The 21,481-nt window shown below is 60.8% G+C and carries 21 protein-coding genes; 13 read left to right on the plus strand and 8 right to left on the minus strand.

The features are described from left to right. Window positions 1–150: 150 nt before the first annotated feature. Genes ACOOHD_RS18870 through ACOOHD_RS18880 form a run of 3 tightly spaced genes read left to right on the plus strand, consistent with a single transcriptional unit; the run spans window position 151 to window position 4,333 of the window. A complete protein-coding gene (locus ACOOHD_RS18870; RefSeq protein ID WP_420459431.1) occupies window positions 151–3,123 on the plus strand; it encodes a PQQ-dependent sugar dehydrogenase in 2,973 nt (990 codons plus the stop codon). A 4-nt stretch (window positions 3,124–3,127) separates the two neighbouring features. Beyond that, on the plus strand, window positions 3,128–4,078 hold the full coding sequence (locus ACOOHD_RS18875) for a sugar phosphate isomerase/epimerase family protein (protein WP_420461452.1): 951 nt from the start codon (window positions 3,128–3,130) through the stop codon (window positions 4,076–4,078). 3 nt (window positions 4,079–4,081) lie between these two features. Continuing rightward, window positions 4,082–4,333, plus strand: coding sequence for a hypothetical protein (locus tag ACOOHD_RS18880; RefSeq protein WP_420459432.1), 252 nt, complete (start codon window positions 4,082–4,084; stop codon window positions 4,331–4,333). A gap of 6 nt (window positions 4,334–4,339) precedes the next feature. On the opposite strand, the gene accC is transcribed toward ACOOHD_RS18880, so the two are convergent. The 5 genes from accC to ACOOHD_RS18905 form a co-directional block, all read right to left on the minus strand. After that, window positions 4,340–5,692, minus strand: a complete 1,353-nt coding sequence (accC, locus tag ACOOHD_RS18885; RefSeq protein ID WP_420459433.1) for an acetyl-CoA carboxylase biotin carboxylase subunit — start codon at window positions 5,690–5,692, stop codon at window positions 4,340–4,342. Between the two features lie 3 nt (window positions 5,693–5,695). After that, window positions 5,696–6,247 carry an acetyl-CoA carboxylase biotin carboxyl carrier protein gene (accB, locus tag ACOOHD_RS18890; RefSeq protein WP_420459434.1) on the minus strand — a complete coding sequence of 184 codons (552 nt, stop codon included), beginning with the start codon at window positions 6,245–6,247 and terminating at the stop codon, window positions 5,696–5,698. A 13-nt stretch (window positions 6,248–6,260) separates the two neighbouring features. Then, window positions 6,261–6,821, minus strand: coding sequence for an elongation factor P (efp, locus tag ACOOHD_RS18895; protein WP_420459435.1), 561 nt, complete (start codon window positions 6,819–6,821; stop codon window positions 6,261–6,263). Between the two features lie 87 nt (window positions 6,822–6,908). Beyond that, complete coding sequence (gene radC / locus ACOOHD_RS18900) at window positions 6,909–7,631, minus strand: RadC family protein (RefSeq protein ID WP_420459436.1); 723 nt, start codon at window positions 7,629–7,631, stop codon at window positions 6,909–6,911. A 69-nt stretch (window positions 7,632–7,700) separates the two neighbouring features. Further along, entirely contained in the window at window positions 7,701–8,126 is a 426-nt protein-coding gene (locus ACOOHD_RS18905) for an NUDIX domain-containing protein (protein ID WP_420459437.1), read from the minus strand. A 125-nt stretch (window positions 8,127–8,251) separates the two neighbouring features. On the opposite strand from ACOOHD_RS18905, the gene ACOOHD_RS18910 reads away from it, so the two are divergent. From ACOOHD_RS18910 to ACOOHD_RS18940, 7 genes are all read left to right on the plus strand, one after another. Then, window positions 8,252–9,337 (plus strand): PLP-dependent cysteine synthase family protein, encoded by a 1,086-nt coding sequence (locus ACOOHD_RS18910; RefSeq protein WP_420459438.1) that lies wholly within the window; start codon window positions 8,252–8,254, stop codon window positions 9,335–9,337. A 4-nt stretch (window positions 9,338–9,341) separates the two neighbouring features. Continuing rightward, a complete protein-coding gene (locus tag ACOOHD_RS18915; protein WP_420459439.1) occupies window positions 9,342–10,004 on the plus strand; it encodes a sterol desaturase family protein in 663 nt (220 codons plus the stop codon). A 5-nt stretch (window positions 10,005–10,009) separates the two neighbouring features. Then, a complete protein-coding gene (locus ACOOHD_RS18920) occupies window positions 10,010–10,336 on the plus strand; it encodes an MGMT family protein (protein WP_420459440.1) in 327 nt (108 codons plus the stop codon). After that, the gene (tsaB, locus tag ACOOHD_RS18925; RefSeq protein ID WP_420459441.1) at window positions 10,336–11,037 is read left to right on the plus strand and encodes a tRNA (adenosine(37)-N6)-threonylcarbamoyltransferase complex dimerization subunit type 1 TsaB; all 702 of its coding nucleotides are present in this window, start codon (window positions 10,336–10,338) and stop codon (window positions 11,035–11,037) included. The genes ACOOHD_RS18920 and tsaB overlap by 1 nt, the downstream gene beginning before the upstream one ends. Next, complete coding sequence (gene truA / locus ACOOHD_RS18930) at window positions 11,034–11,801, plus strand: tRNA pseudouridine(38-40) synthase TruA (RefSeq protein ID WP_420459442.1); 768 nt, start codon at window positions 11,034–11,036, stop codon at window positions 11,799–11,801. The genes tsaB and truA overlap by 4 nt, the downstream gene beginning before the upstream one ends. A gap of 118 nt (window positions 11,802–11,919) precedes the next feature. After that, entirely contained in the window at window positions 11,920–13,077 is a 1,158-nt protein-coding gene (locus ACOOHD_RS18935) for a glycosyltransferase family 4 protein (RefSeq protein ID WP_420459443.1), read from the plus strand. Next, window positions 13,074–13,448 carry a fluoride efflux transporter FluC gene (locus ACOOHD_RS18940; protein ID WP_420459444.1) on the plus strand — a complete coding sequence of 125 codons (375 nt, stop codon included), beginning with the start codon at window positions 13,074–13,076 and terminating at the stop codon, window positions 13,446–13,448. Before ACOOHD_RS18935 ends, ACOOHD_RS18940 begins: the two co-directional genes overlap by 4 nt. Here the strand turns inward: ACOOHD_RS18940 and ACOOHD_RS18945 are convergent. Continuing rightward, window positions 13,408–14,868, minus strand: coding sequence for an O-antigen ligase family protein (locus ACOOHD_RS18945; RefSeq protein ID WP_420459445.1), 1,461 nt, complete (start codon window positions 14,866–14,868; stop codon window positions 13,408–13,410). The genes ACOOHD_RS18940 and ACOOHD_RS18945 overlap by 41 nt on opposite strands. After that, entirely contained in the window at window positions 14,865–15,980 is a 1,116-nt protein-coding gene (locus ACOOHD_RS18950; protein ID WP_420459446.1) for a hypothetical protein, read from the minus strand. The genes ACOOHD_RS18945 and ACOOHD_RS18950 overlap by 4 nt, the downstream gene beginning before the upstream one ends. Before the next feature lie 234 nt (window positions 15,981–16,214). Between ACOOHD_RS18950 and ACOOHD_RS18955 the strand changes: the two genes are divergently transcribed. The 3 genes from ACOOHD_RS18955 to ACOOHD_RS18965 all read left to right on the plus strand — a co-directional run bounded on the left by ACOOHD_RS18955 (window position 16,215) and on the right by ACOOHD_RS18965 (window position 20,521). Then, window positions 16,215–17,246 carry a carboxypeptidase-like regulatory domain-containing protein gene (locus tag ACOOHD_RS18955; RefSeq protein ID WP_420459447.1) on the plus strand — a complete coding sequence of 344 codons (1,032 nt, stop codon included), beginning with the start codon at window positions 16,215–16,217 and terminating at the stop codon, window positions 17,244–17,246. Further along, window positions 17,179–19,146 carry a TonB-dependent receptor domain-containing protein gene (locus tag ACOOHD_RS18960; protein ID WP_420459448.1) on the plus strand — a complete coding sequence of 656 codons (1,968 nt, stop codon included), beginning with the start codon at window positions 17,179–17,181 and terminating at the stop codon, window positions 19,144–19,146. Before ACOOHD_RS18955 ends, ACOOHD_RS18960 begins: the two co-directional genes overlap by 68 nt. Before the next feature lie 73 nt (window positions 19,147–19,219). After that, entirely contained in the window at window positions 19,220–20,521 is a 1,302-nt protein-coding gene (locus ACOOHD_RS18965) for a RagB/SusD family nutrient uptake outer membrane protein (protein WP_420459449.1), read from the plus strand. 66 nt (window positions 20,522–20,587) lie between these two features. On the opposite strand, the gene ACOOHD_RS18970 is transcribed toward ACOOHD_RS18965, so the two are convergent. Beyond that, entirely contained in the window at window positions 20,588–21,169 is a 582-nt protein-coding gene (locus ACOOHD_RS18970; RefSeq protein ID WP_420459450.1) for an RNA polymerase sigma factor, read from the minus strand. Window positions 21,170–21,481 lie beyond the last annotated feature (312 nt).

The following is a 21,481-nucleotide window of genomic DNA, read 5'->3' on the forward strand; positions in this document are numbered from 1 at the left end:
TAAGCGTCCGACGCCTGCAAGCGTCGGACGCTTCACTTCGAGGTCCTAGCTCTACTCCTCCCTACCTGCGCTGATGAGCGCCGCGATCTAGAGCGCATTGCCCTTCCCGCCGATAGCCCCCTCCTTACCATCCGACCCGGCAACTACCGGATGCTGGAGGAGGACTCGCTCTTCCACTACCGCAACCTGGCCCTGGTGGAAGTAGACCACGACAGCCTCACTCCCCACCGCCGCCGGGCCGTAGAGCGCTTCGCGCTGGCCGGCGGACGGCTGCTGATCCGCGATGAGCGGCCGGAGGTACCCTATGCCTGGGCCTGGTACGCAGAGGCGCGCAGAGCAGGAGCAACGGAGGCTGTACCCCTCGGTGACGGCCTGGTCTACGCCCCCATGGTGAAACTGGATACCACTGAGTCACACGGCTTCTTTACCACAGCGCTTGCACCGGCGGCCCCGGCTGAGTTGCCGCCCGCTGCGCCGCGCTGGGACCGTTTTCAGGTGGAGGTACTGGACGATGACATCTACGAACCGATGGAGATGGAGGTGCTGCCGGGTGGCGAGGTGCTGTTCCTGGAGCGGCGGGGGAAGATGAAGCTGTACGACCCCTTCCGGCATACAACGACGGTGGTCAAGGACTTCGCGGTGTGTACGGAGGGCAACTACGAGGACGGGTTGCACGGGCTGGCACTCGACCCCGGCTACGGGAAGGAGAACCACTACATTTACTTGTACTACAGCCCCGCACCCTGTGACTCGACCGACCAACTGCTGAGTCGCTGGGAGTTTAGAAGCGGGGAGCTGGTGGAGGACTCCGAGACCGAGGTGCTCCGGGTAGCCGTGCAGCGCGAGACTTGCTGCCACAGTGGGGGAAGCGTGGAGTTCGGTCCCGATGGGTTGCTGTACCTGAGTACTGGGGATAATACCAGTAGTAAGGCTAGCGACGGCTACTCGCCGATCGACGAGCGGCCGGGGCGGAGTCCGTGGGACGCGCAGAAGTCTTCGGGCAATACCCACGATTTACGGGGGAAGATCCTGCGGATCCGTCCGCTGGCGGAGGGAGGCTACGAGGTGCCAGAGGGCAATCTCTTTCCGGCGGACGGTAGTGCGGGCCGGCCCGAGATCTACGTGATGGGCGCACGCAATCCCTTCCGTATCGCCATCGACCCCTGGAGCAATTACCTTTACTGGGGCGATGTAGGCCCGGACGTGGGCGAGCCGGGTAAGTACGGCCCCGAGAGCTACGACGAGTGGAACCAGGCGCGGGAGGCGGGTAACTTCGGCTGGCCGTACTTCGTGGGGGACAACTTTGCCTTCCGGCAGCGCGACTTTGCGACCGATGAGGTGGGTGACTACTTCGATCCCACCGCTCCAATCAACGAGAGCCCCTACAACTACGGCAGCCGCGAGCTACCGCCCGCCCAGCCGGCGCTGATGTGGTACCCCTACGGACCTAGTGAGGAATTTCCGCAACTCGGGCAGGGCTCGCGCTCGGCCATGGCCGGGCCGTTCTACGATACCGAGCGGCTGTACCCGATCGCGGGGCGGGCGCTGCCGGCGTACTACCACGGTAAGTGGTTCATTTATGAGTGGGCCCGCAGCTGGGTGAAGGTGGTGACGCTGGATTCGGCCCGGCAGGAGATCGTACAAATTGAAGACTTTCTGCCGGAGGTGCCGATCAGCAAACCCATCGACTTCAAGATCGGGCGCGACGGGGCCATCTACCTGCTCGAATACGGCAACGACTACTTCCTCAATAATCCCGACGCTCGCCTAGTGCGCATCACCTATTCCGAGGGCAACCGGCCCCCAATTGCTAAACTGGACATCGACGAGACGGCCGGCGGGGTGCCCTTCCGACCCAAGCTAAGTGCAGCGGGTAGTAGCGACCCCGACCCCCGGGACCGATTGAGCTACCGCTGGTACGTCGACGGGGAGCCGGCGGGCACTGGGGTGGAGGTGACGCCGGTGATCAGTCGTGCCGGTAAGCATGCCGTGCGCCTGGAGGTGTACGACCGGCTGGGGGCCCGTAGCGAGGCGACTCGGGTAGTGACGGCGGGAAATGCCCGCCCCCGGGTAGCGCTGGTGGCCGACGGCAATACCAGTTTCCTCTTTGCCGACCGCACCGCGTTGGACTACCGCACCAGCGTAGAGGATACCGAGGATGCCGCGGCCGGCACCCTCGATGCCCGCCAGACCGTAGTAAATGCCGCCTGGGTGAGCGACGCCCGCCTGGCCGATGGCATCCGCCGGGGCGAGCGGCAATTGCCGGCCGGCGACCTACGCTACGCTGCCGGCGAGACGCTCATCGAGGCCAGTGACTGCTACACCTGCCACAAGGAGCGCAGTGAGAACGTGGGCCCCAGCTTTGTACAGGTAGCCGAGCACTACGACGATGAGACGGCTACGGTGGCGACACTGGCCAAGAAAGTAATCCGCGGCGGCAACGGCGTGTGGGGTGAGCGGCTCATGAGCGCCCACCCCACCCTAAGTGAGGAGGATGCCCGCACCATGGTAGGCTATATTCTTTCGCTCAATAACGGCGGGCGTATGCCACTCTCCGGTACGGCGCGGCCGGGCGAGGGCGAGGGCAGCTACGTACTGGCCGCTACCTACCGCGACGGTGGGGGTGACGGAGATACCCCGCCCCTGGTCGGCCAGGGGGTGATCGTGCTGCGCCCCCCGACCCTGCAGGCCGAGGAGGCGGCCGATGGACTCTACCGCGCCGTGGTGCCCGGCAGCGGACAGCCCAATGCCTTTCAGGTCGTCGCCTTCCGGCCCGGCGGACGGATGCGCATGGCAAATATCGATCTGACCGACGTCGGTAGCCTGAGTCTGCACCTCTACCCACGCAGTAGCGGTGAGATCGAGCTGCGCCTCGGAGCACCCGAGGGGAAGGTCTTGGCGAGTCAGTCCGTAGCGGGCCGCAAGGAATGGAACGATTATACGGACGTGGTGCTGGACCTTCCCCAGCGCAATGAGCGCGGTGACCTGTACCTCATCTGGAAGGGCGAGGGCGGCCTGGTCGCCGACGATATGGGGCACCACCGGCCGGCGGATATCGGCTGGATCGATTACCTTACCTTTCACCGGGCTAAACAAACTGCCCGTTACACTTCCCTGAAGTAAGTCGATCACTATGCAACGTAGAACTTTCCTCCACGCTAGCGGTGTCTTTGCCGCCGCCGCCCTCACCGGCTGTACCCCAACGGGCAAAAAAGATACCGTGAGCACCACGTCCACTGCACCCGAGGGCGACCTCTGGTTCGATATCAGCCTGGCGCAGTGGAGCCTTAATAAGGCCTTCTTTTCCGGTGAGTACGACAACCTGGACTTCGCCCGCATAGCCCGTGAGACCTACGGCCTGGGCGGCATCGAGTACGTCAATCAGTTCTTCCCCGACAAGGCTAACGACCAGGCCTACCTGGCGCAGATGAAGCAGCGGGCCGAGGACAACGGCGTCCGCTCCCTCCTCATCATGGTAGACCGCGAGGGCAACCTGGGGGCTACCGACGAAGCAGAGCGTATGACCGCCGTGGAGAATCATTATAAGTGGATCGACGCCGCTAAGTACCTGGGCTGCCACAGTATCCGCGTCAACGCGGCCGGGCAGGGGAGCCGGGAGGAAGTAGCCGCCGCTGCCACCGACGGCCTGGCCCGCCTGAGTGAGTACGGGCAGCAGGCCGGTCTCAACGTCATCGTCGAAAATCACGGCGGCTACAGCAGCGACGGCAAGTGGCTGGCTGACGTGATCGCCGCCACCGGTATGGATAACTGCGGTACCCTGCCCGACTTTGGCAACTTCTGTCTGGAGCGCACGGCTGACGGCTGCGCCAATGAGTACGACCGCTATAAAGGCGTCAAGGAGATGATGCCATACGCCAAGGCCGTTTCCGCCAAGACCTATGACTTCGCCGACGACGGTACGGAGCTGCACACCGATTACCTGCGCATGCTCAAAATCATCAAGGAGGCCGGTTACCGGGGCTGGATGGGCATCGAGTACGAGGGGGATAGCATGACCCCCGAGGCCGGAATCCGCGCCACCATCGAACTGCTGCGCCGCGCCGGCAGTATGGTGTAGGTGATGCACGACGATCTACTCGACGACTGGCCGGAACAGCGGCGGACTGGGAAGGGGCCCCGTCCCGACCCCATCGGCATGCTCTTTGATGGCATTCCGGAGCCGGTCATCGTCAGTGAGGAGGAGGAGCTACCCATTCAGCGGCCCTTCTCGGGGCAGCTAGTGGGGGAACTAATCGGTTGGCTGACCGGGGTGATCGCGGTGATGTACCTCATCTACCGGGTATGCGAATACTTCGGCTGGTGGGGGGTGTAGGCCGACCTATTTGGTGGGCAACTCCTGCTGGGCCAGCCAACCGGTATCGAAATTGCCGTCCCGGAAGTCCTCCTGCCGCAGTAGCCACTGGTGAAAGGGCACGGTAGTCTTAATGCCCTCGATGATAAATTCATCCAGGGCCCGCTCCATTTTGGTGATGGCCTCGGCCCGGGTGGGCGCACGGACGATCAGCTTAGCGATCATGCTATCATAGTAGGGGCTTACGGTGTAGCCGGCGTAGACGTGGGTATCGACCCGCACGCCGTGCCCCTTGGAGCTGTGGAAGCTAGTAATCTTACCCGGGCTGGGCCGAAAACCGTTCCAGGGGTCCTCGGCATTGATACGGCATTCGATGACGTGGCCCTTAGGGAAGTAATTCTTGCCGGTGAGTTTCTCGCCGTAGGCTACCTTAATCTGCTCCTTAATCAGGTCGTGGTCGATGCTCTCCTCGGTCACCGGGTGTTCCACCTGGATGCGGGTGTTCATCTCCATGAAGTAGAAGTTGCGGTCGGCATCGACCAGGAACTCCACCGTGCCCACGCCCTCGTAATTGATGGCCCTGCCGGCCTCGATGGCGGCCTGGCCCATGCGGTCGCGAAGCTCATCGGTCATGAAGGGGCTGGGGCACTCCTCCAGCAGCTTCTGGTGGCGCCGCTGTACGGAGCAGTCCCGCTCACTCAGGTGTACCACGTTGCCGTACTGGTCGCCGATCACCTGGATCTCGATGTGGCGGGGCTGGGTGATGTACTTTTCCATGTAGATGCCATCGTTGCCAAAGCTGGCCTTCGCTTCCTTTCTGGCGCTGTCCCACAGATCGACGAAGTCCTCCTTACGGGTCACGATGCGCATCCCCTTGCCACCGCCGCCGGCCGTAGCCTTGATCATGACGGGGTAGCCCATTCGTTCAGCGCGCTCCATACCGTCCTCGGCGCTCTTCAGCAGGGTGCCATCACCGGGCACGACGGGTACACCGGCCCGAATCATGGTGTCCTTGGCCGTAATTTTATCCCCCATAGTGCGGATCTGCTCCGGGTGGGGGCCAATGAATTTTATGCCGTAGTCGGTACAGATTTCGGCGAAGTCCGCATTTTCGCTCAGGAAGCCGTAGCCGGGGTGCACCGCGTCAGCATTGGTGATCTCCACGGCGGCCATGATGCGGGGAATGTTGAGGTAGCTCTCGGCCGAGGCGGGTGGTCCGATACAAACGGCCTCGTCGGCAAAGCGCACGTGCAGGCTCTCACGGTCGGCCGTGGAGTAGATGGCCACCGTTTTGATGCCCATCTCCCGGCAGGTACGGATGATGCGCAGGGCGATCTCCCCGCGGTTGGCGATCAGGATTTTATTGAATTTCTTGGCCATACCTTATGTGGGGTCTACCAAAAACAGCGGCTGATCGTACTCGATGGGCTGGGCGTCTTCCACAAGCACCTTGACAATTTTGCCGGCTACCTCCGACTCAATCTCATTAAATAGTTTCATAGCCTCCACGATGCAGACCGTATCTCCCTTCGCGACGCGGTCACCCACCTTCACGTACACCGGCTTGTCCGGGGAGGAGGAGCGGTAAAAGGTGCCGATCATGGGCGATTTTATCTGGACGAGCTTGCTGCTATCTGCCTCGCCACTCGCGCCTCCGGTATCGGCAGTAGCGCCGCCGCCGTTGGTGGCAGCAGCGGGTGCGGCAGCAGCGGGCGGGGACGCGGGTGCGGCGGAAAAGGCCGGGGCAACGGCCGGGGCTGCGGCGGGCACGTTGATGATGGAGGGCGCTGCCGTAGTGGCTAACCTGCCGCTACTGGGGGGCACATAGGACTTGCCGCGAATGTGCACGGCCACCTCGGCGTCCTTGTACTTAAACTCCGTAATCTCGGTTTTGGCGACCAGTTTGATCAGCTCCTGGATGTCTTTTAGCGTCATGCGTGGGGGGTAGTTATACACGGCTTACGTAAGCGCCGCTGCGGGTGTCGATCTTGATTCGGTCGCCGGTGCCGACGAAGAGGGGCACCCGCACCTCGGCACCCGTTTCGATGGTGGCCGGTTTCAGGGTGTTCGTGGCCGTATCGCCCTTGATGCCGGGTTCGGTATAGGTGATTTCCATTTCGATGTACTGCGGCAGATCGACCGTCAGGGCCGTATTGTCCTCCGTATTGTAGAGCACCTCGATGGTGTCACCCTCGCGCATGAAGCCCGGGTTCTCGATCAGCTCCTCGCGGATGCGCGCCTGCTCGTAGGTTTCGGTGTTCATGAAGTGGTAGCCCATATCATCCTTGTAGAGGTACTGCATCTTGTGGCGTTCCACACGCACCTCATCGACCTTGTGGCCAGAGGGGAAGGTCTCGCTCAGTACCCGGCCCGTGCTCAGGCTCTTGATCTTGGTGCGCACGAAGGCGGCTCCCTTGCCGGGCTTGACGTGCTGAAACTCGATCACGCTGTAGATGTCGTGGTTGTGGCGGAAGGTGAATCCGTTGCGGATGTCGGACGTAGAGGCCATGGGGGGTGCGTTTGTCGCTGCGGCCAATGTAAGCACGGCAGCCGGATCTGGTTAAGGAAGCGCGAAGATATGTCATCTCCCCCTTTGTCATTCCGCCCGCTCCAGCAGCTGGTGGTCGGCGAAGCTGTAGTAGCGGTGACCGGCCACGATCAGATGGTCGAGGACGTGCAAATCCAGGTCACGGGCGCCGCGGCTCAGTTTGCTGGTCAGTCGGATATCCGCGCTACTGGGCTGGGCCTGTCCGCTGGGATGATTGTGGGCCAGCACCAGGGAGGTGACGCTGCCGTGCTGAAGGGCGGTGCGGAAGATGGTCTTGGCATCGGCCACCGTGCCCGTGGTGCCGCCGCGGCTGATCAGGTGAGCACCCAGGAGTCGGTTGGCGCGGTTGAGGCACAGTAGGTGAAACTCCTCGTGGTAGAGATCGCCCAGCAGGGGGCGCAGGTAGCGGAAGCAGGCCTCACTGTTGGCCAGGGTGGGGGAGGAGCGGGGCGGGGCGGCCTCGCGGCGACGGCCCAGCTCCAGGGCGGCGATGAGTTGCATGGCCTTTACCTTACCCATGCCGTTGATGCGGGTAAGGTCCTGTACCTCGCGGCGGGCGAGTTCGTGCAGGTCGTGACCGGTAGAGAGCAGGACCCGGCGGGCCAGATCGAGGGCGGAGGTACCCTGGGTGCCGTTGCGGATAAGGATGGCGAGCACCTCGGCGTCGGTGAGGGACCGGGGGCCCCGGGCGAGGAGTTTTTCGCGGGGCTGCTCGTCTTCGGCCAGGTCGCAGATGCGTAGGGCCGGTGGTAGGTAGGCGGGCTTGGTCATGTTCCGGTAGTAAGACTGTGGACCGGAAGGGAAGCCATTCTTTGCGGCACAAATATAGGGTAGGCCCGGCTACTTCTCCATTTCGGAGTAGATGCGGCCGCGCCGGTACTCCTGCAGCACGTGGCGCACGGTGGGGGTCAGGTTGGGGGGCAAGGCATCGTAGGGATGCCAGGCTACGTTCTCGAATTTGTCGCGCTCGCGGCTGCGGATCTGCCCCTCGTAGTGGTGCGCCCGGAAGTAAAGCACGATGCGGTGGGCCCGTTTGTAGCGCTTGTGCAGGGTGTGAACCAGGGTCAGGTCGGCGCGGGTGAGTTCTACCCCGGCCTCCTCGTAGCTTTCGCGGATGAGGGTCTCGGCGGCGTACTCCTGCTGCTCGATGGTGCCACCGATGAGGCTGTAGTTGCCGCCGTTGGGCTTGGTCTGTTTCAGTAGTAGGATGCGTCCGCGGTCTTCGAGAATAAGTCTGGCCTTAAGGGTGACCCGAAATTTAGCCATTCGTCCTTTGGGGGTGTTTGGGTGAGTGGGGCGTAAGATAGGTAACCAACTCCCGCCGCCATGACCGCGTTAAGCCCCCAGCCACTAACTTTGCTGGACCCACTCGCTAAACCCCCTGCCCCTTCATGCACTACGACAGTGTCCTACAAGCCATCGGGAATACGCCGCTGATCCGACTCGACCGCATTTGCGGCAGTCGCATCCCGGCCGCCGTGTACGGCAAGATGGAATCGATGAACCCGGGGCAGTCGGCCAAGGACCGTGCCGCCCTGTACATGATCGAGCAGGCGGAGCGTAAGGGGCGCATCCAACCCGGGGCCACCCTCATCGAGGCCACCAGCGGCAATACCGGCTTCAGCATCGCCATGATCGCAGCCATCAAGGGCTATAAGTGCATCCTGACGCTGACCGACAAGGCGGGGCCGGAAAAGCAGGCGCTCCTGACCGCCCTGGGAGCGAAAATTGTCCTCTGCCCCAAAGACGCCGCACCCGGGGACCCGGAGTCCTACTACAGCCGCGCCGAGGAGCTGGCCGGTACCATCCCCAATAGTTTCTACCTGCGCCAGAACTGGAACTTGGACAACAGCGGGGCGCACTACCACTCTACCGGCCCCGAGATCTGGATGGATACCGAAGGTAAGGTAACCCACTACGTGTGCTGCGCCGGCACCGGGGGCACGCTTTCCGGCACGGCCCGCTACCTCAAGGAGCAAAATCCGAACGTAACGGTTGTAGGGGTGGATGCCTACGGCTCGGTACTGAAGAAATACTGGCAGACGGGCGTCTTCGACCCCGACGAGATCTTCAGCTGGAAGGTGGAGGGGCTCGGTAAGACTATCATCCCGGACAACGTGGCCTTCGACCTCATCGATGAGTTCATTAAGGTGGGCGACCGGGCGGCGGCCCTGCGGGTACGGGAGCTGGCGCAGCGTGAGGGGTTGTTGCTGGGCTACAGTAGCGGAGCGGCCCTGGAGGCCGTTTTCTCCATCCGTAAGCAACTCACTCCGGAGGACGTCGTCGTTGTGCTGTTTCCCGACCACGGTAGCAAGTACCTGGGGAAGGTCTTCAACGATGCCTGGATGCAAGAGCAGGGGTACCTAAAACCGAACGGGGAGCCGGCGACTTACAGCGTCAAGCACCTGCAACGAATGTACCGGGTGTATAAGCGGATGTACGGTCGCAAGATCAAAAAACGCTTCAATCTAGTCTAACCCTATGACGACGCGCACCCAAAAATTCAAATCAAACGCGGAGCAGTCTCCGCCGATGTTCGAAAATAAGCTACTGAACCGGCTGTCGCAGACGCACATCGCCACCCCGATCGTGATTTTTCTGGTCTACGCCACCGGGCTACTCTGGTACACTGAGGTAAGAACCGATATCCCTACCCTGATCGTCGTGCTCGTCTTCCTGGTCGGTACCCTGGGTTTTACCTTCATGGAGTATGCCGTACACCGCTGGGTGTACCACCCGCCCCACGGGGCTTCCGAGGCCTACAAGCAGGCCACCTATAAGCTACACGGTATGCACCACGACTACCCCAAGGACAAGCGTCGTCTGGCCATGCCCCCCCTGGTCGCCATCGCCCTGGCCACGGGCCTGCTCTTTCTCTTCGAACTGGTGCTGGGGCAGTACGCCTTCTCCTACCTGGCGGGCTTCGTGGTCGGCTACGCCCTCTACCTCATGGTGCACTATACGGTACACATTTATGCCCCACCCCGCAATTTTCTGCGCGCACTCTGGGTCAACCATTCCATCCATCACTACAGTGAAGACGAAGTGCTATTCGGGGTAAGCCAGCCGCTGTGGGACTACGTATTCGGCACGATGCCCAAATCGGCCCGCGATAAGCAGATGGCGCGCGAGATTCACCGCTAGCCCCCTTGGCCGCACCCTACATCGCCGACGTACACGACGTGACCCGCCTCATCCCTCCCGGCCGGGTGACGACCTACGGGGCTATTGCCGATTACCTCACCCTGGGTAGCGCCCGCATGGTGGGTTGGGCCCTGTTTCAGTGCCTCAGCGTCGCCGATGACGTACCCGCCCACCGGGTGGTCAACCGCCGGGGGGAACTGAGCGGACGCAACCACTTCGCCACCCCCACCCTGATGCAGGAGCGTCTGGAGGCCGAGGGGGTAGCCGTAGTAGAGGCCACGGTGCGGGACTTCGCCACCGTATTCTGGTCGCCCACCGAACTACTCAACTGATGGAGTTACTGCTGGAAACCGCCACCGACGTATGCTCGGTCGCCGTGGCGCACGCAGGAAGTATCCTGGCGGAGGTCACGGCGACTGAAATTCACCAGCACGCCAGCCATCTTACGCTGTTTATCCAGCAGGCGGTACGCGAAGCGGGCATCAGTATGGACCGGCTTACCGGCCTCGTACTCAGCGACGGGCCGGGCAGTTATACCAGCCTGCGCGTCGGAGCCGCTACCGCCAAGGGATTGTGCATGGCGCTGCCTGAGCTGGACTTCTCGGTGGTCTCCACGCTTACGGCCCTGGCCTATGCGGCGCGCGATACGGCGGGAAAGGACCATATCCTGGCCACCATCAACTCCCGCCGGGGGGAAGTGTACGGACAGGTATTTACCGCCACGGCCCGGCCGGAGACCCGCAGCGAGGTGATGAACGTACGCCTGAGCGATCCGACCTGGCGCGGACAACTACTGGGGGGCAGGGGACTGGGCCGGATGCTAGTGTGTGGACCCGGTCAGCAGCGACTGCATGAGGCGCTCGATCCGGTGGATAACGCCTTTAGCTTTTCCGGGCCCCAGGCGTGTAGGGCCTCCCTACTGCTTGCACCTGCTCCCGATAGCTATCGGGACCGCCCACGCGTTGCCGCCTACGAACCGTTTTACCTGAACCCGCCCTTCGTGACCCAGTCGAAAAAACGGGCGCTGCTGTGAGTGAGGCCCGCTACATGCTGGAGCTCGCCTACCGGGGAACGGCCTACGCCGGCTGGCAACGGCAGCCCAACGCCCGCTCCGTGGAGGAGACGATCGACACGGCCCTGAGTACGGTGCTCGGTGCGCCGATCAAGCTGGTAGGCTGCGGCAGGACGGATGCCGGGGTGCACGCTAGCGACTACGCCGCCCACTTCGACTTTGGGGGGAAGTTGCCGCCGCGGCTGCTCGGCCGGCTGAACCGCTACTTACCCGAAGATATCGCGCTGCGGGGCCTGTACGAAGTGTCAACGGACGTGCACGCCCGCTTTTCCGCTACGCAGCGCAGCTACCGCTACTGCATCAGTTACGCGAAGGACCCATTCCGGCCCGATACGGTGGCCTGGCTGCCGCAGCTGCGTGACCTGGATCGGGAACGGATGCAGGAGGCTGCCGCGTTGCTCCTTGCCTATGACGAATTTGCTCCCTTCTGTAAGACGAACTCGGATGCCTATACCATGCGGTGTACGCTGACGGAGAGCCGGTGGGACTTCGGGGCGGAAGAGCTGTGTTATCGGATCAGTGCCGACCGCTTTTTGCGGGGCATGGTGCGGCTCATCGTGGGCATGTGTCTGCAGGTGGGTACCGGGCAACTCCAGGCGGACGAGGTGCGGAGGGCGCTGGACCGGCAGCAGCGGCTACCGCGGCCCTTGAGTGTGCCGGCCTGCGGATTATTTTTGACACGGGTACAGTACACTCGAACAAGCTGGTGCCGACTTGATTCATAAGGTAGCGGTAGATGTATCTTAGCGAAAATTAACCCTGAGGTAATACCGGAGCAATAGCTTCGGAAGTAAATTTGTTAGTCCCTACGTTGTCCGACTTACTCCCACCAAGCCCACGTGTATGTTCGAGTTTATACTCAGCTTCCTCATTTCCTTTGCCCTTGTGTTTGCGATCATGCCCAACGTGATCAAGATCGCCATTGAAAAAAAGCTGGTGGCGCACCCCGAGGCGCGGAGCAGTCACGACATCATCACCCCTTGCTTGGGGGGTATCCCGATCTTTTTGGGTATACTATTCTGCTCGCTGCTGCTCACTCCGATCGGCGAGTGGGATAGTCTACAGTACATCCTTAGCGCCCTAGTTATCGTGTTCATGATCGGGACAAAGGACGATATCACCGAGCTCAGCGCAGGCAAGAAAACCGCCGGGCTCATCATCGCCATTGCCATTCTGGTCACCCGGGGCGAGGTGCGGCTGGAGAGCCTTTACGACCTATTTTACATCTCGGGTACCCTGCCGTACTGGCTCTCGATCACGTTTAGCGTATTCACCCTGCTGGTCATCAGCAATGCCTTCAACCTCATCGATGGCATCGATGGGTTAGCCGGTACGGTGGGCATCATCGCCATGCTGAGCTTCGGTACCTGGTTCTTCGTGGTGGGCATGGCGCACCTGGGCATTCTAGCCCTGGCGGCGGCGGGCGGCTTGCTGGCGTTTCTTTACTACAACATCTCCAGGACGCAGAAGACCTTCATGGGAGATACCGGGGCCCTGGTAATCGGTACATTGCTGGGGGTGATGACGGTAGAATTCATCGACATTTGCTCTACGGCTACAATTCCTGCGGTGTACCGCTTTGAGCACCCCATCAGCGTGGCGGTGGGTATCCTGATCATTCCACTCTTCGATACCATCCGGGTGTTCGTCACCCGGGCACTGCGGGGAGTGAGCCCGATGAAGCCCGACCGGCGGCACATTCATCACCTGCTCATCGATTCCAATTTGAGCCACATCCAGGCGACGTTCGTACTGGCGCTGGTGAACTTGTTCTTCATCAGCCTAGCCCTCTATCTGGATCCCGTCCTGGACCTGCACCTGATTTTAGCCATCGAGATTGCCGCGGCTGTAGGACTTACCTACTGGCTCAATGCCCACGCCCGCACCATCAAGCGCACCAAACGGCAAATTGAGGAGGCCGCCACCGAGGCCGCCACTACCACGGCGGCAGCACCCGCTTCCGTGCCGAGCCAGAATCGGCAGGTGGGCCAACCCGCATGAATTTAGCCTGGGTGTTCCTGGGCGGGGGCCTGGGTGCGATGAGTCGGTACGGGCTCGCCGTACTGCTGCCCACGGGACCCCTGCGGCAGGGTCACTTTCCCTGGTCTACCTTCGCGGCAAATTTCTTGGCGTGCGTGCTCCTAGGACTAGGCGTAGCGCTGCTAAGTCGCGGTCAGCTCGGCCGACCGGCCCAGTTGTTTCTGCTCACGGGCTTCTGCGGCGGGTTTTCGACCTTTTCTACCTACGCCGTCGAGATCCTCGAACTTACCCACGGCGGGTACTGGACGCTGGCACTGTTCTACCTGACGGTGAGCCTGCTGAGTGGCGTGTTCAGTCTATGGATGGTGCTGTACTGGCTGGCAGACTACTAGGTAGTTGCCCGCCCCGGTAAGTGCCCATGGTGACGATGATGGCGACACTCAGAAAGAAGAGCGTGCCGATTTTATCGGTCTCCAGTACGTCGTTGATGATACAGAAGGCCGCCACGATGAGTACCGACAGCAGCCCCGCCATGATGGCCGCCCGCGCCTCCGGGTCCGCCTGCCGGTGGTAGAGCTGCTCGCCGTAGACGAGTACGCCGGCCATAAAGAGCAGTAGAAAAAACAAGCCCGGATACCCCTGCTCGACCAGCGTCATCAGGTAATAATTGTGGATGCCGCTACGCTCCGGATTGTCGCTGACGTAGGTGGTAAAGTTGTTGTTGGTATAGGCCTGGTAGTGCTCGACGAAGTTACCCGGACCGAAGCCCGTCAGGGGGCGGTAGGGGATCATATTGCCACCCGCTACCCAGCGGTAAAAGCGTTCCATCGTGGAGATGTCCTCGAGCTGGTAGGTAGCCGAGATGAGGTCGTTGAACTGCTGGTGGGAGATCGTAGTGTCGTAGTCCGGCGCGTAGTCCAGGTACTTATCATCGTAGGTGAAGTACACCGCCGTAGCCACGCCGGCCACTAGGACCAGTACGAGCGCGGGACGAAGTAGCCGCTGCCGGATGATGTAAAAGGCCGCTACGGCCCCCACCAGCGCCACGTAGGCCGCCCGGGTAAAGGCCAGTCCGATAGCCAGCAGCCACAGGGCGCCGATGCCGTAGAGCAGCCACTTATAGCTGCGCCCCGTCCGCCGCCGCTGCACGATCAGGTACCCCAGCCAGGGCGTGAAGGTAGCCAGACACCCCGCGTAGCTTACGTGGTTGCGCATAAAGGGGTGCATGGTGCGAAACTGATCGGCGAAGCTAAAGCCGTAGCCGGCGTGCCGTAGCAGCGTCTGAACCGCCACGAAGAGTAGCGGCCAGAAAATGCAGTGCGCAAAGATGGTCACCCGCCGCGGTGTGGTCAGCAGTAGCAGCGGGAGCAGGAAGAACGCCCCCACGTACCACAGTTTGGCCAGCGAAAATTTCAGACTGATCAGTGGAATCTCCCCGAATACGCTGGCCACCAAAATCCAGGCCACGTGTAGGTACAGCAGTAAGGCGATGGGATGCAGAAAGGTCCGCCGGTCGTACTGCGGCCAGTAGCGTACCAGATGCACGATCAGCAGTCCGGTAAGCCCCACGGCGATCGGCTCCGTAGGCAGGTCCGTCCCGATGCCTCCCGGCAGGTTCACCTCCGTACCCAGCGGAATCATGCTGAGCAGTAGCCAGAACAGGGCCCGGAAATCGAGCACCGACTGCACTGCCACCCACAGCAGCACGGGCACCCCCGCTACCCAGTACGCGCCGCTGGCAATGGCCACGCCTACGCTGAGCAGTACCGTGGCAGCGTAGCCCACGTAGATGCGGAGCAGGGCGGGGGTCACCGGGTGATGCTTGTCCAGTCGTACCGCCGCCCCGTGTCCAGCAGCAGCACGCCGATCACGGCGAAGAAGAAGGTCACCGTGGTAGCTATACTGACGATCAGCCAGCGGACGGGCGAGGATTTTACCAGCGGTACCTGGGCCTCCTCGATCACCTCCAGGGTGCGCCGCTCCCCGCTCAGGATGGTCTGGTACTGCTTTAGGCGCAGGCGATTCTCGGTCAGAGCCTCATTGGCCTGGAGGCGTTCCTCCTCCAGGCTTGCGATCTGGCTCACACTGCCGTTATACTTCTGTAGCTGCTCGTCAAGCGCGGTGCGCGAGCGTTGCAGGCCGATCAGGTTCACGCTCAGCCGATCGATGCTATCGCGCAGTCCCCGCTCCCGGAAGGCCTCCAGCCGCGCCTCCGTGAGGGCGAGTTGCTGATCGAGCTGCCCGGAGAGGGTAGAAAGTGCCTCGCTCTGGGCCTCGGTACTGTACACCCCCGAGGTACGGCGCAGTTCCGCGAGCCGGGTGCTCAACTCGGCCAGCTGCTGCTCGCTCTGCCCCACCTCCTGGGCCAGTCCATCGGCATTGCGGCGGTGGGTAGCGCGGATCAGGCTCAGGTTCAACTTATCGATGTGGCGGCGGGCGGTGGTGGCCATGGCGGCGGCCCGTACCGGGTCGCGGTCTTCGACGGTCAGCTCCAGGATGTCGCGCGGCGAGCGCTCCACCTCGTAGTAGCTGCGGAACTTCTGGGCCACCTTCACCGGTCCCTTCAGGGAGGTGCTGTCGATGTCGTAGACGCCATACAGGTTGAAGGTATCGACCATGAAGTCGACCAATTCGTTACTCTCCGCGATACTCAGCAGGCGGTCGATATCGTCGCCCGTCCCGTAAAATTGAATGCGGTTGGTACTGGTACCGAAGGTGCTCTCGATCGAGATCTGCTCCGGGCTGATTGCCACGAAGGAGGTAAAGCCGGTATAGTAGGCCGGCAGCAACAGCGAGATCACCACGGCCAGTACGGCCCCGGCCAGGGTAGTCAACACGATGGGTTTACGCCACTGCCAGAGGGTACGCAGCACGCCCAGCAGGTGGGTCGGCGGAGTTTGGTGGTGAGGGGTGGGTCGTGACATAGGTGAGATTCCGGGGCGCAAAGGTACGCAGGGGGTTGCGTCATGTGGGGAGGGGGCCCCACATGTAAGCCAGGTGCAAACTGATACGAGAAGGGCACGGAAGCGTGGCCTTCCGATCTGCCGAGTGCTGCGGAGGATTCGGTGGCTGAAACTCAACGCCAAGAATAAATTTGCACTCGTAACCAAATGCAGTACATTGAGCGGCGAATCACGCGCCAACAACCGTATATATACATGCTTAGCACCCTGACCCACTGGCGGGTAGCCCTCTGCCTGCTACTACCGACAATTTTACTTGCTCAGTACCCCGTCTCCGGCACCGTCAAGGATGGCACCGGCGAACCATTGGTGGGGGTCTCTATCCTGGTAGTCGGTACCACGACCGGCACCGTTACTGATTTCGAGGGCAATTTCGAGGTGCAAATTCCGGACGACCGCAGTCAGCTGCGACTCAGCTATACCGGCTTTGCTACCCAGGTGGTGGACGTCGAGCGCGACATTGCCCCCCTGGACATCACCCTGGAAGAAGATGTAGCCAACCTGGAACAGGTGGTGGTCACGGGCCTGGCTAGTACCATCAAGCGGTCGAACCTGGCTAACGCAGTGTCGGTGGTCAGTGGGGAGGAGCTGACGGGCATCACGAGTCAGCAGACGGTCGACGGGGCCCTATACGGTAAGCTGACTGGGGTGAATATTGTGCAGACCTCCGGCGCCCCCGGCGGGGGCTATGCCGTTCGCCTACGTGGGGTGTCCTCGCTCTCCGGTAACAACCAGCCCCTGTTCATCGTCGATGGTGTCTATATTTCTAACCTGGAGTTGCCCAGTGGCAGCAGCTCTGCTTCCGGGGCCAATGATGGAACGGAAGAAACGGCTTCCAACCGCATTGCCGACCTCAATCCCGATGACATTGAAAGTATTGAGGTACTCAAGGGGGCATCGGCCGCCGCCATTTACGGCACCCGGGCCAATGCCGGGGTGGTGATCATCACTACAAAGAAGGGAACTTCGGGACGCACCAAGGTCACCTTTAACCAGGACCTCGGCTTTAACACCATCATCCGCAAGGTGGGCCGCCGCACCTTTACCCCCGAGCAGATAGAGGCCGAATTCGGTGGAGCAAACCCCGACCAGCAGGCCGCCGGCCGCCAGGCCCGTGCCGACTACGAAGCTGCCCTAGCCCGGGGCGAGATCTTTGACTATGAAGACATCATCTACGGAGAGGAGGGCTTCATCACCGACAGCCGCCTCAAGGTCAGCGGGGGTTAACGAAAAGACCAACTTTTTCGTTAGCGGCAGTTGGCGCGACGAGGATGGCATCATCAAGAACACCGGCTATAAGCGCTTTACCCTTCGGGGCAACGTTTCGCATCAGGTCAACGATCGCCTCAAGGTACAGTCCAACACCAGCTACATCCGCTCCCAGGCCTCCCGCTCCTTCAGCGGCAACGAAAACGAGGGTGGACTGAGTTACGGCTATACCCTAGCCTTCACGCGTGATTACGTCAACCTATTTCCGGACGAAAACGGCATCTATCCCGATAACCCTAATTTCTCCGGTAATCCCCTACAGACGCGCGACCAGACGCGTAACGAGGAGAACATCGACCGTATCCTGGAGGGCATCAACGTAAACTACCGCCTGCTCCAGAGCAATCAGCAGTCTCTCAACCTGATCTTCAACGGGGGCCTGGACTTCATCCTCGGTAAAACCTTCGTCTACGTACCCGAGTCGTTCCAATCTCAGCGCGGACTGCAAAACGGCTTCCTGGCAGAGGGCAAGAACGACCTGTTTAATTACAATTACAGCGCCATCGCGGTCCACGACTTTTACACCGAGGGCGGCATCAACTTCACCACCCAGGCGGGCATCACCTACCTCAACCAATCGGCGGATAACCTACTGAGTCAGACCACTCAGTTGATCCCGCTACAAACCAACCTGGCGCAGGGGGGCGCCCAGCAAACCTTTCAGAATCTGTCGGACGTGGAGGAGTTCGGCTACCTTGTTCAGGAAGAAGTCAACGTCAGTGACCGGGTGATCCTGACGGCTGGGGTACGTTTCGATAAGTCTACCCTCAACGGCGATCCCAACAAGTTCTTCGCCTTCCCGCGCGCCTCAGTCGCCCTCAACCTCCACGAGTTCGAGTTCTGGAATGAGGGCGGGCCCATCGACCAATTGAAGCTACGGGTGGCCTACGGACAGACTGGCAACAGTGCCACGTTTGGTAGGCTCTTCACCTCGCTGGCCACCAATGGCATTGGCGGGCGTCCTGGCCTAACCGTGGCGGGTAGCCAAGGCCGGGAAGACCTGGAGCCGGAGACCAGTTCGGAGCTGGAGTTCGGCACCGATTTCGGCCTGTTCGACAACAAAGTTAACGTCACGGCGACCTACTACATCCGCGACGTAGATAACCTACTGTACGATCGCTCCATTCCTACTTCTACGGGCTTCAGCAGCGAGATCCGCAACGACCTCGATCTACGTAACCAGGGCTTTGAGTTTCAACTTGGGCTGACGCCCTTCCGGGGCCCCGACTTCGAGTACCGTACCACCCTTAACTTCTGGCTCAACCGCAGTGAGGTTACACGACTGGGCATACCGGACGGCAGTGAGGGGGAGGACATCCCCAGTTTCGTTCCCCCGAATGTCGGCTTCGGTCTCAGCCTCGGTACCTTCTACCTCAATGAGGGCTCGCCGATCACAGGGCTGTGGGGCAACGTGGGAGGCGTGCCTACTCAGATTGGCAATGCGGAGCCGGACTTCCAGTTTGGCTGGGGCAACAACTTTACTCTCTTCCAAAATTTGGACGTAAATTTTCTCTTCCACTGGCGCCAGGGTAGTGACGTGCTCAACCTCACGCGGCTGCTGACTAACCTGGGCAATACTACTCCCCGGGAGTTCGATAATCTGGAAGGATTTATTGAGGACGGCTCCTACTTCCGGCTGCGAGAGGCTGGGATTGCCTACCGGGTCCCACTCGGCGATACCTTCATTCAGGGCCTTCGCATTGGCATCTCGGGCCGCAATATTTTCACCATCACCGATTACAGTAGCTACGATCCGGAAGCCTCCGTCAATGGGGGTTCAGGCCTGTCTACCAACCTAGAGGTGGCCCCCTTCCCCAGCAGCAAGCAGTTTTACCTCAACCTCGGTTTCGACTTTTAGTCCGCCCGATCCTCCCACCACCCCGCCCGCACCTGCGGCCCCGCCCCAGTTTGCGCCTCTAATACATCGCCCGATGAAAATTCCTCACTACTTTCTCTGTGGCCTGCTGTGCCTAACGGCTGTAGCCTGTAGCTTTGACGAGCAGTCTGATCCGAACGGCACGAGCATAGCCGGTGTCCTGGAGACTGCCACGCCCGCCCAATTGGCCCTACTCGCCACGGGTATCGAGGCGGATATGCGCGCCGGCTTCGTCAGCTACGTCACCGCTTCGGGTACCATCGCACGGGAGCTCTACATTTTTGACGCCGACCCCCGCAATACCACGGACTTGCTGGGTAAGGGTCCCCTGGAGTTGGATGGCAATACTTTTTATATTACCGGACCATTTGCTTCCCGGTACCGGGTGGTCAAGGATGTAAACCTATTGTTGCAGGCCCTAGAGAACGCCGATCTGCTCAGTGAGTCAGAAAAGCAGGGCTACCGGGCGTACGCTAACACCATCAAGGCCTATATGCTCAGCCAGGTGCTGGATATGCTGGGTAGTAATGGCATCCGCCTCGATGTAGCCGATCCCGAAAATCTGGGTTCCTTTCTGAGTGAGGAGGCGAGCTACGATGCGGTCCTCGGACTGCTCGACGAGGCGAACGATCAGCTTGACGGGGCCTCGTTTGCCTTCACCCTATCGGACGGTTTTGCCGGCTTTAACACCCCAGAGACGTTTTCGTTATTCAATCGGGCCATTGCCGCCCGGGTGGCTACACACGCGGCCCGGTACCAGGCCGCACTTGACTATGTAGACAGTAGTTTTCTGGACCTGAACGGAGCCCTTAGCACCGCTGTCCAGCACGTATTTAGTACCAACCCGGGTGACCTGCTGAACCCGCTGTACAAAGCACCCGGCCAGAGTGGCGACCAGCTCGTCGTGCACCCCCGCATCATCGAAAACGCCACCGAGGGGGATAATCGCCTGAACAAGTTTCGCCTGCGCGAGCAATCCGCGGGACAGGATGGCCTTAACGGCCAGTACGAAACCGCCCTCTACGCATCCGCCACCTCCCCCATTGATATCATCCGCAACGAGGAGCTCGTACTCATCTACGCCGAGGCCAACATCAATCTCGGTAATCTGGAGGAGGGCGTGGAGGCGCTGAACGTGATCCGCAACGCCGCCGGGCTCGAGGACTACGACGGGACCATGACCCAGGAGGCCCTCATCGACGAAATGCTCTACCAGCGCTGCTACAGCCTCTGGGGCGAGGGGCATCGCATGTGGGACCTGCGCCGCTACGGCCGGCTGAATGCAGAGTTTCTGCCAATCGACCGGGAGGGGGATGATGTATTTACGCAGTTTCCGGTGCCGCTTTCTGAAGGGTAAGAAAAGCCCCGCTACCAATACTGGTAGCGGGGCTTCTAACTTGCTTCGGGAAACGGGGGGGCGTGCCTACTGCAGCACGATCTCCTTCTCCTCGATCATCTTGCGCATGTTGATCAGGGCGTAGCGCATCCGGCCCAGGGCGGTGTTGATGCTGACGCGGGTGAGCTTGGCAATCTCCTTGAAGCTCATGTCGGCGTAGTGGCGTAGGATGACCACCTCGCGCTGCTCGGGCGGTAGGGCGTCGACGAGCTTGCGCACCTTGTCGTGGGTCTGCGAGCGGATCATGCCCTGCTCGGCGTTGTCCTCGGGCGCCTGGAGCACGTCGAAGATGTTGAAGGTTTCGGTCTGGCCGACCTGGGGGCGGCGCTTGTTGCGGCGGAAGGAGTCGACGCACATGTTATACGAGATGCGCATGGCCCACTGGAGGAACTTGCCCTCGTGGTTATACTTGCCCCGCCGCAGCGTGTCGATGATTTTGATGAACACCTCCTGAAAGATGTCCTCAGCCTTGCTGTGGTCCTTCGTGAAGAGGTAGATAGAGGTGTAGATTTTCTGCTGGTGACGTCCGAGGAGCTCCTCGAATGCGCGGTCCTGGCCAGAGAGGTAGAGATTGATCAGTTCCTGATCGTTGTACGTGGTAACGTCCATTACTAACAATGTTTCAATTTGGGATTATCCCCGAAGCAGGAGGCTGGCGCGACTGCCAGTCACAGTTAGTGTAGACGTTAGACGATATAAAGACTTTAGAAACTGTAAGAGGGGGTGCAGCCCCTTTGATGATTCAAATATAGAGCGGGCAACACGACATGTGCAAAATTTTCTTACCCAAATAGTATCATTTAACGCCCGTTTAACAGTTACTGCAAAATTTGCTTTGGGTCAACCCCCAAAAAATTGCGGTCAGGTCAAAATTTAGGCGGTTTATGGCAAATTATAATTTGTCGTTCTAATTATTCCGCA

Origin of the sequence: Neolewinella sp., from assembly GCF_965214665.1 — a bacterium.
Lineage (GTDB): Bacteria > Bacteroidota > Bacteroidia > Chitinophagales > Saprospiraceae > Neolewinella.

Coding starts and splice junctions, on each gene's coding strand:
- ACOOHD_RS18870 (WP_420459431.1), top strand. CDS start 151: ATGCTGGAGGAGGACTCGCTCTTCCACTACCGCAACCTGGCCCTGGTG.
- ACOOHD_RS18880 (WP_420459432.1), top strand. CDS start 4,082: ATGCACGACGATCTACTCGACGACTGGCCGGAACAGCGGCGGACTGGG.
- accC (WP_420459433.1), bottom strand. CDS start 5,692: ATGGCCAAGAAATTCAATAAAATCCTGATCGCCAACCGCGGGGAGATC.
- accB (WP_420459434.1), bottom strand. CDS start 6,247: ATGACGCTAAAAGACATCCAGGAGCTGATCAAACTGGTCGCCAAAACC.
- efp (WP_420459435.1), bottom strand. CDS start 6,821: ATGGCCTCTACGTCCGACATCCGCAACGGATTCACCTTCCGCCACAAC.
- radC (WP_420459436.1), bottom strand. CDS start 7,631: ATGACCAAGCCCGCCTACCTACCACCGGCCCTACGCATCTGCGACCTG.
- ACOOHD_RS18905 (WP_420459437.1), bottom strand. CDS start 8,126: ATGGCTAAATTTCGGGTCACCCTTAAGGCCAGACTTATTCTCGAAGAC.
- ACOOHD_RS18910 (WP_420459438.1), top strand. CDS start 8,252: ATGCACTACGACAGTGTCCTACAAGCCATCGGGAATACGCCGCTGATC.
- ACOOHD_RS18915 (WP_420459439.1), top strand. CDS start 9,342: ATGACGACGCGCACCCAAAAATTCAAATCAAACGCGGAGCAGTCTCCG.
- tsaB (WP_420459441.1), top strand. CDS start 10,336: ATGGAGTTACTGCTGGAAACCGCCACCGACGTATGCTCGGTCGCCGTG.
- ACOOHD_RS18935 (WP_420459443.1), top strand. CDS start 11,920: ATGTTCGAGTTTATACTCAGCTTCCTCATTTCCTTTGCCCTTGTGTTT.
- ACOOHD_RS18940 (WP_420459444.1), top strand. CDS start 13,074: ATGAATTTAGCCTGGGTGTTCCTGGGCGGGGGCCTGGGTGCGATGAGT.
- ACOOHD_RS18950 (WP_420459446.1), bottom strand. CDS start 15,980: ATGTCACGACCCACCCCTCACCACCAAACTCCGCCGACCCACCTGCTG.
- ACOOHD_RS18955 (WP_420459447.1), top strand. CDS start 16,215: ATGCTTAGCACCCTGACCCACTGGCGGGTAGCCCTCTGCCTGCTACTA.
- ACOOHD_RS18960 (WP_420459448.1), top strand. CDS start 17,179: ATGAAGACATCATCTACGGAGAGGAGGGCTTCATCACCGACAGCCGCC.
- ACOOHD_RS18965 (WP_420459449.1), top strand. CDS start 19,220: ATGAAAATTCCTCACTACTTTCTCTGTGGCCTGCTGTGCCTAACGGCT.
- ACOOHD_RS18970 (WP_420459450.1), bottom strand. CDS start 21,169: ATGGACGTTACCACGTACAACGATCAGGAACTGATCAATCTCTACCTC.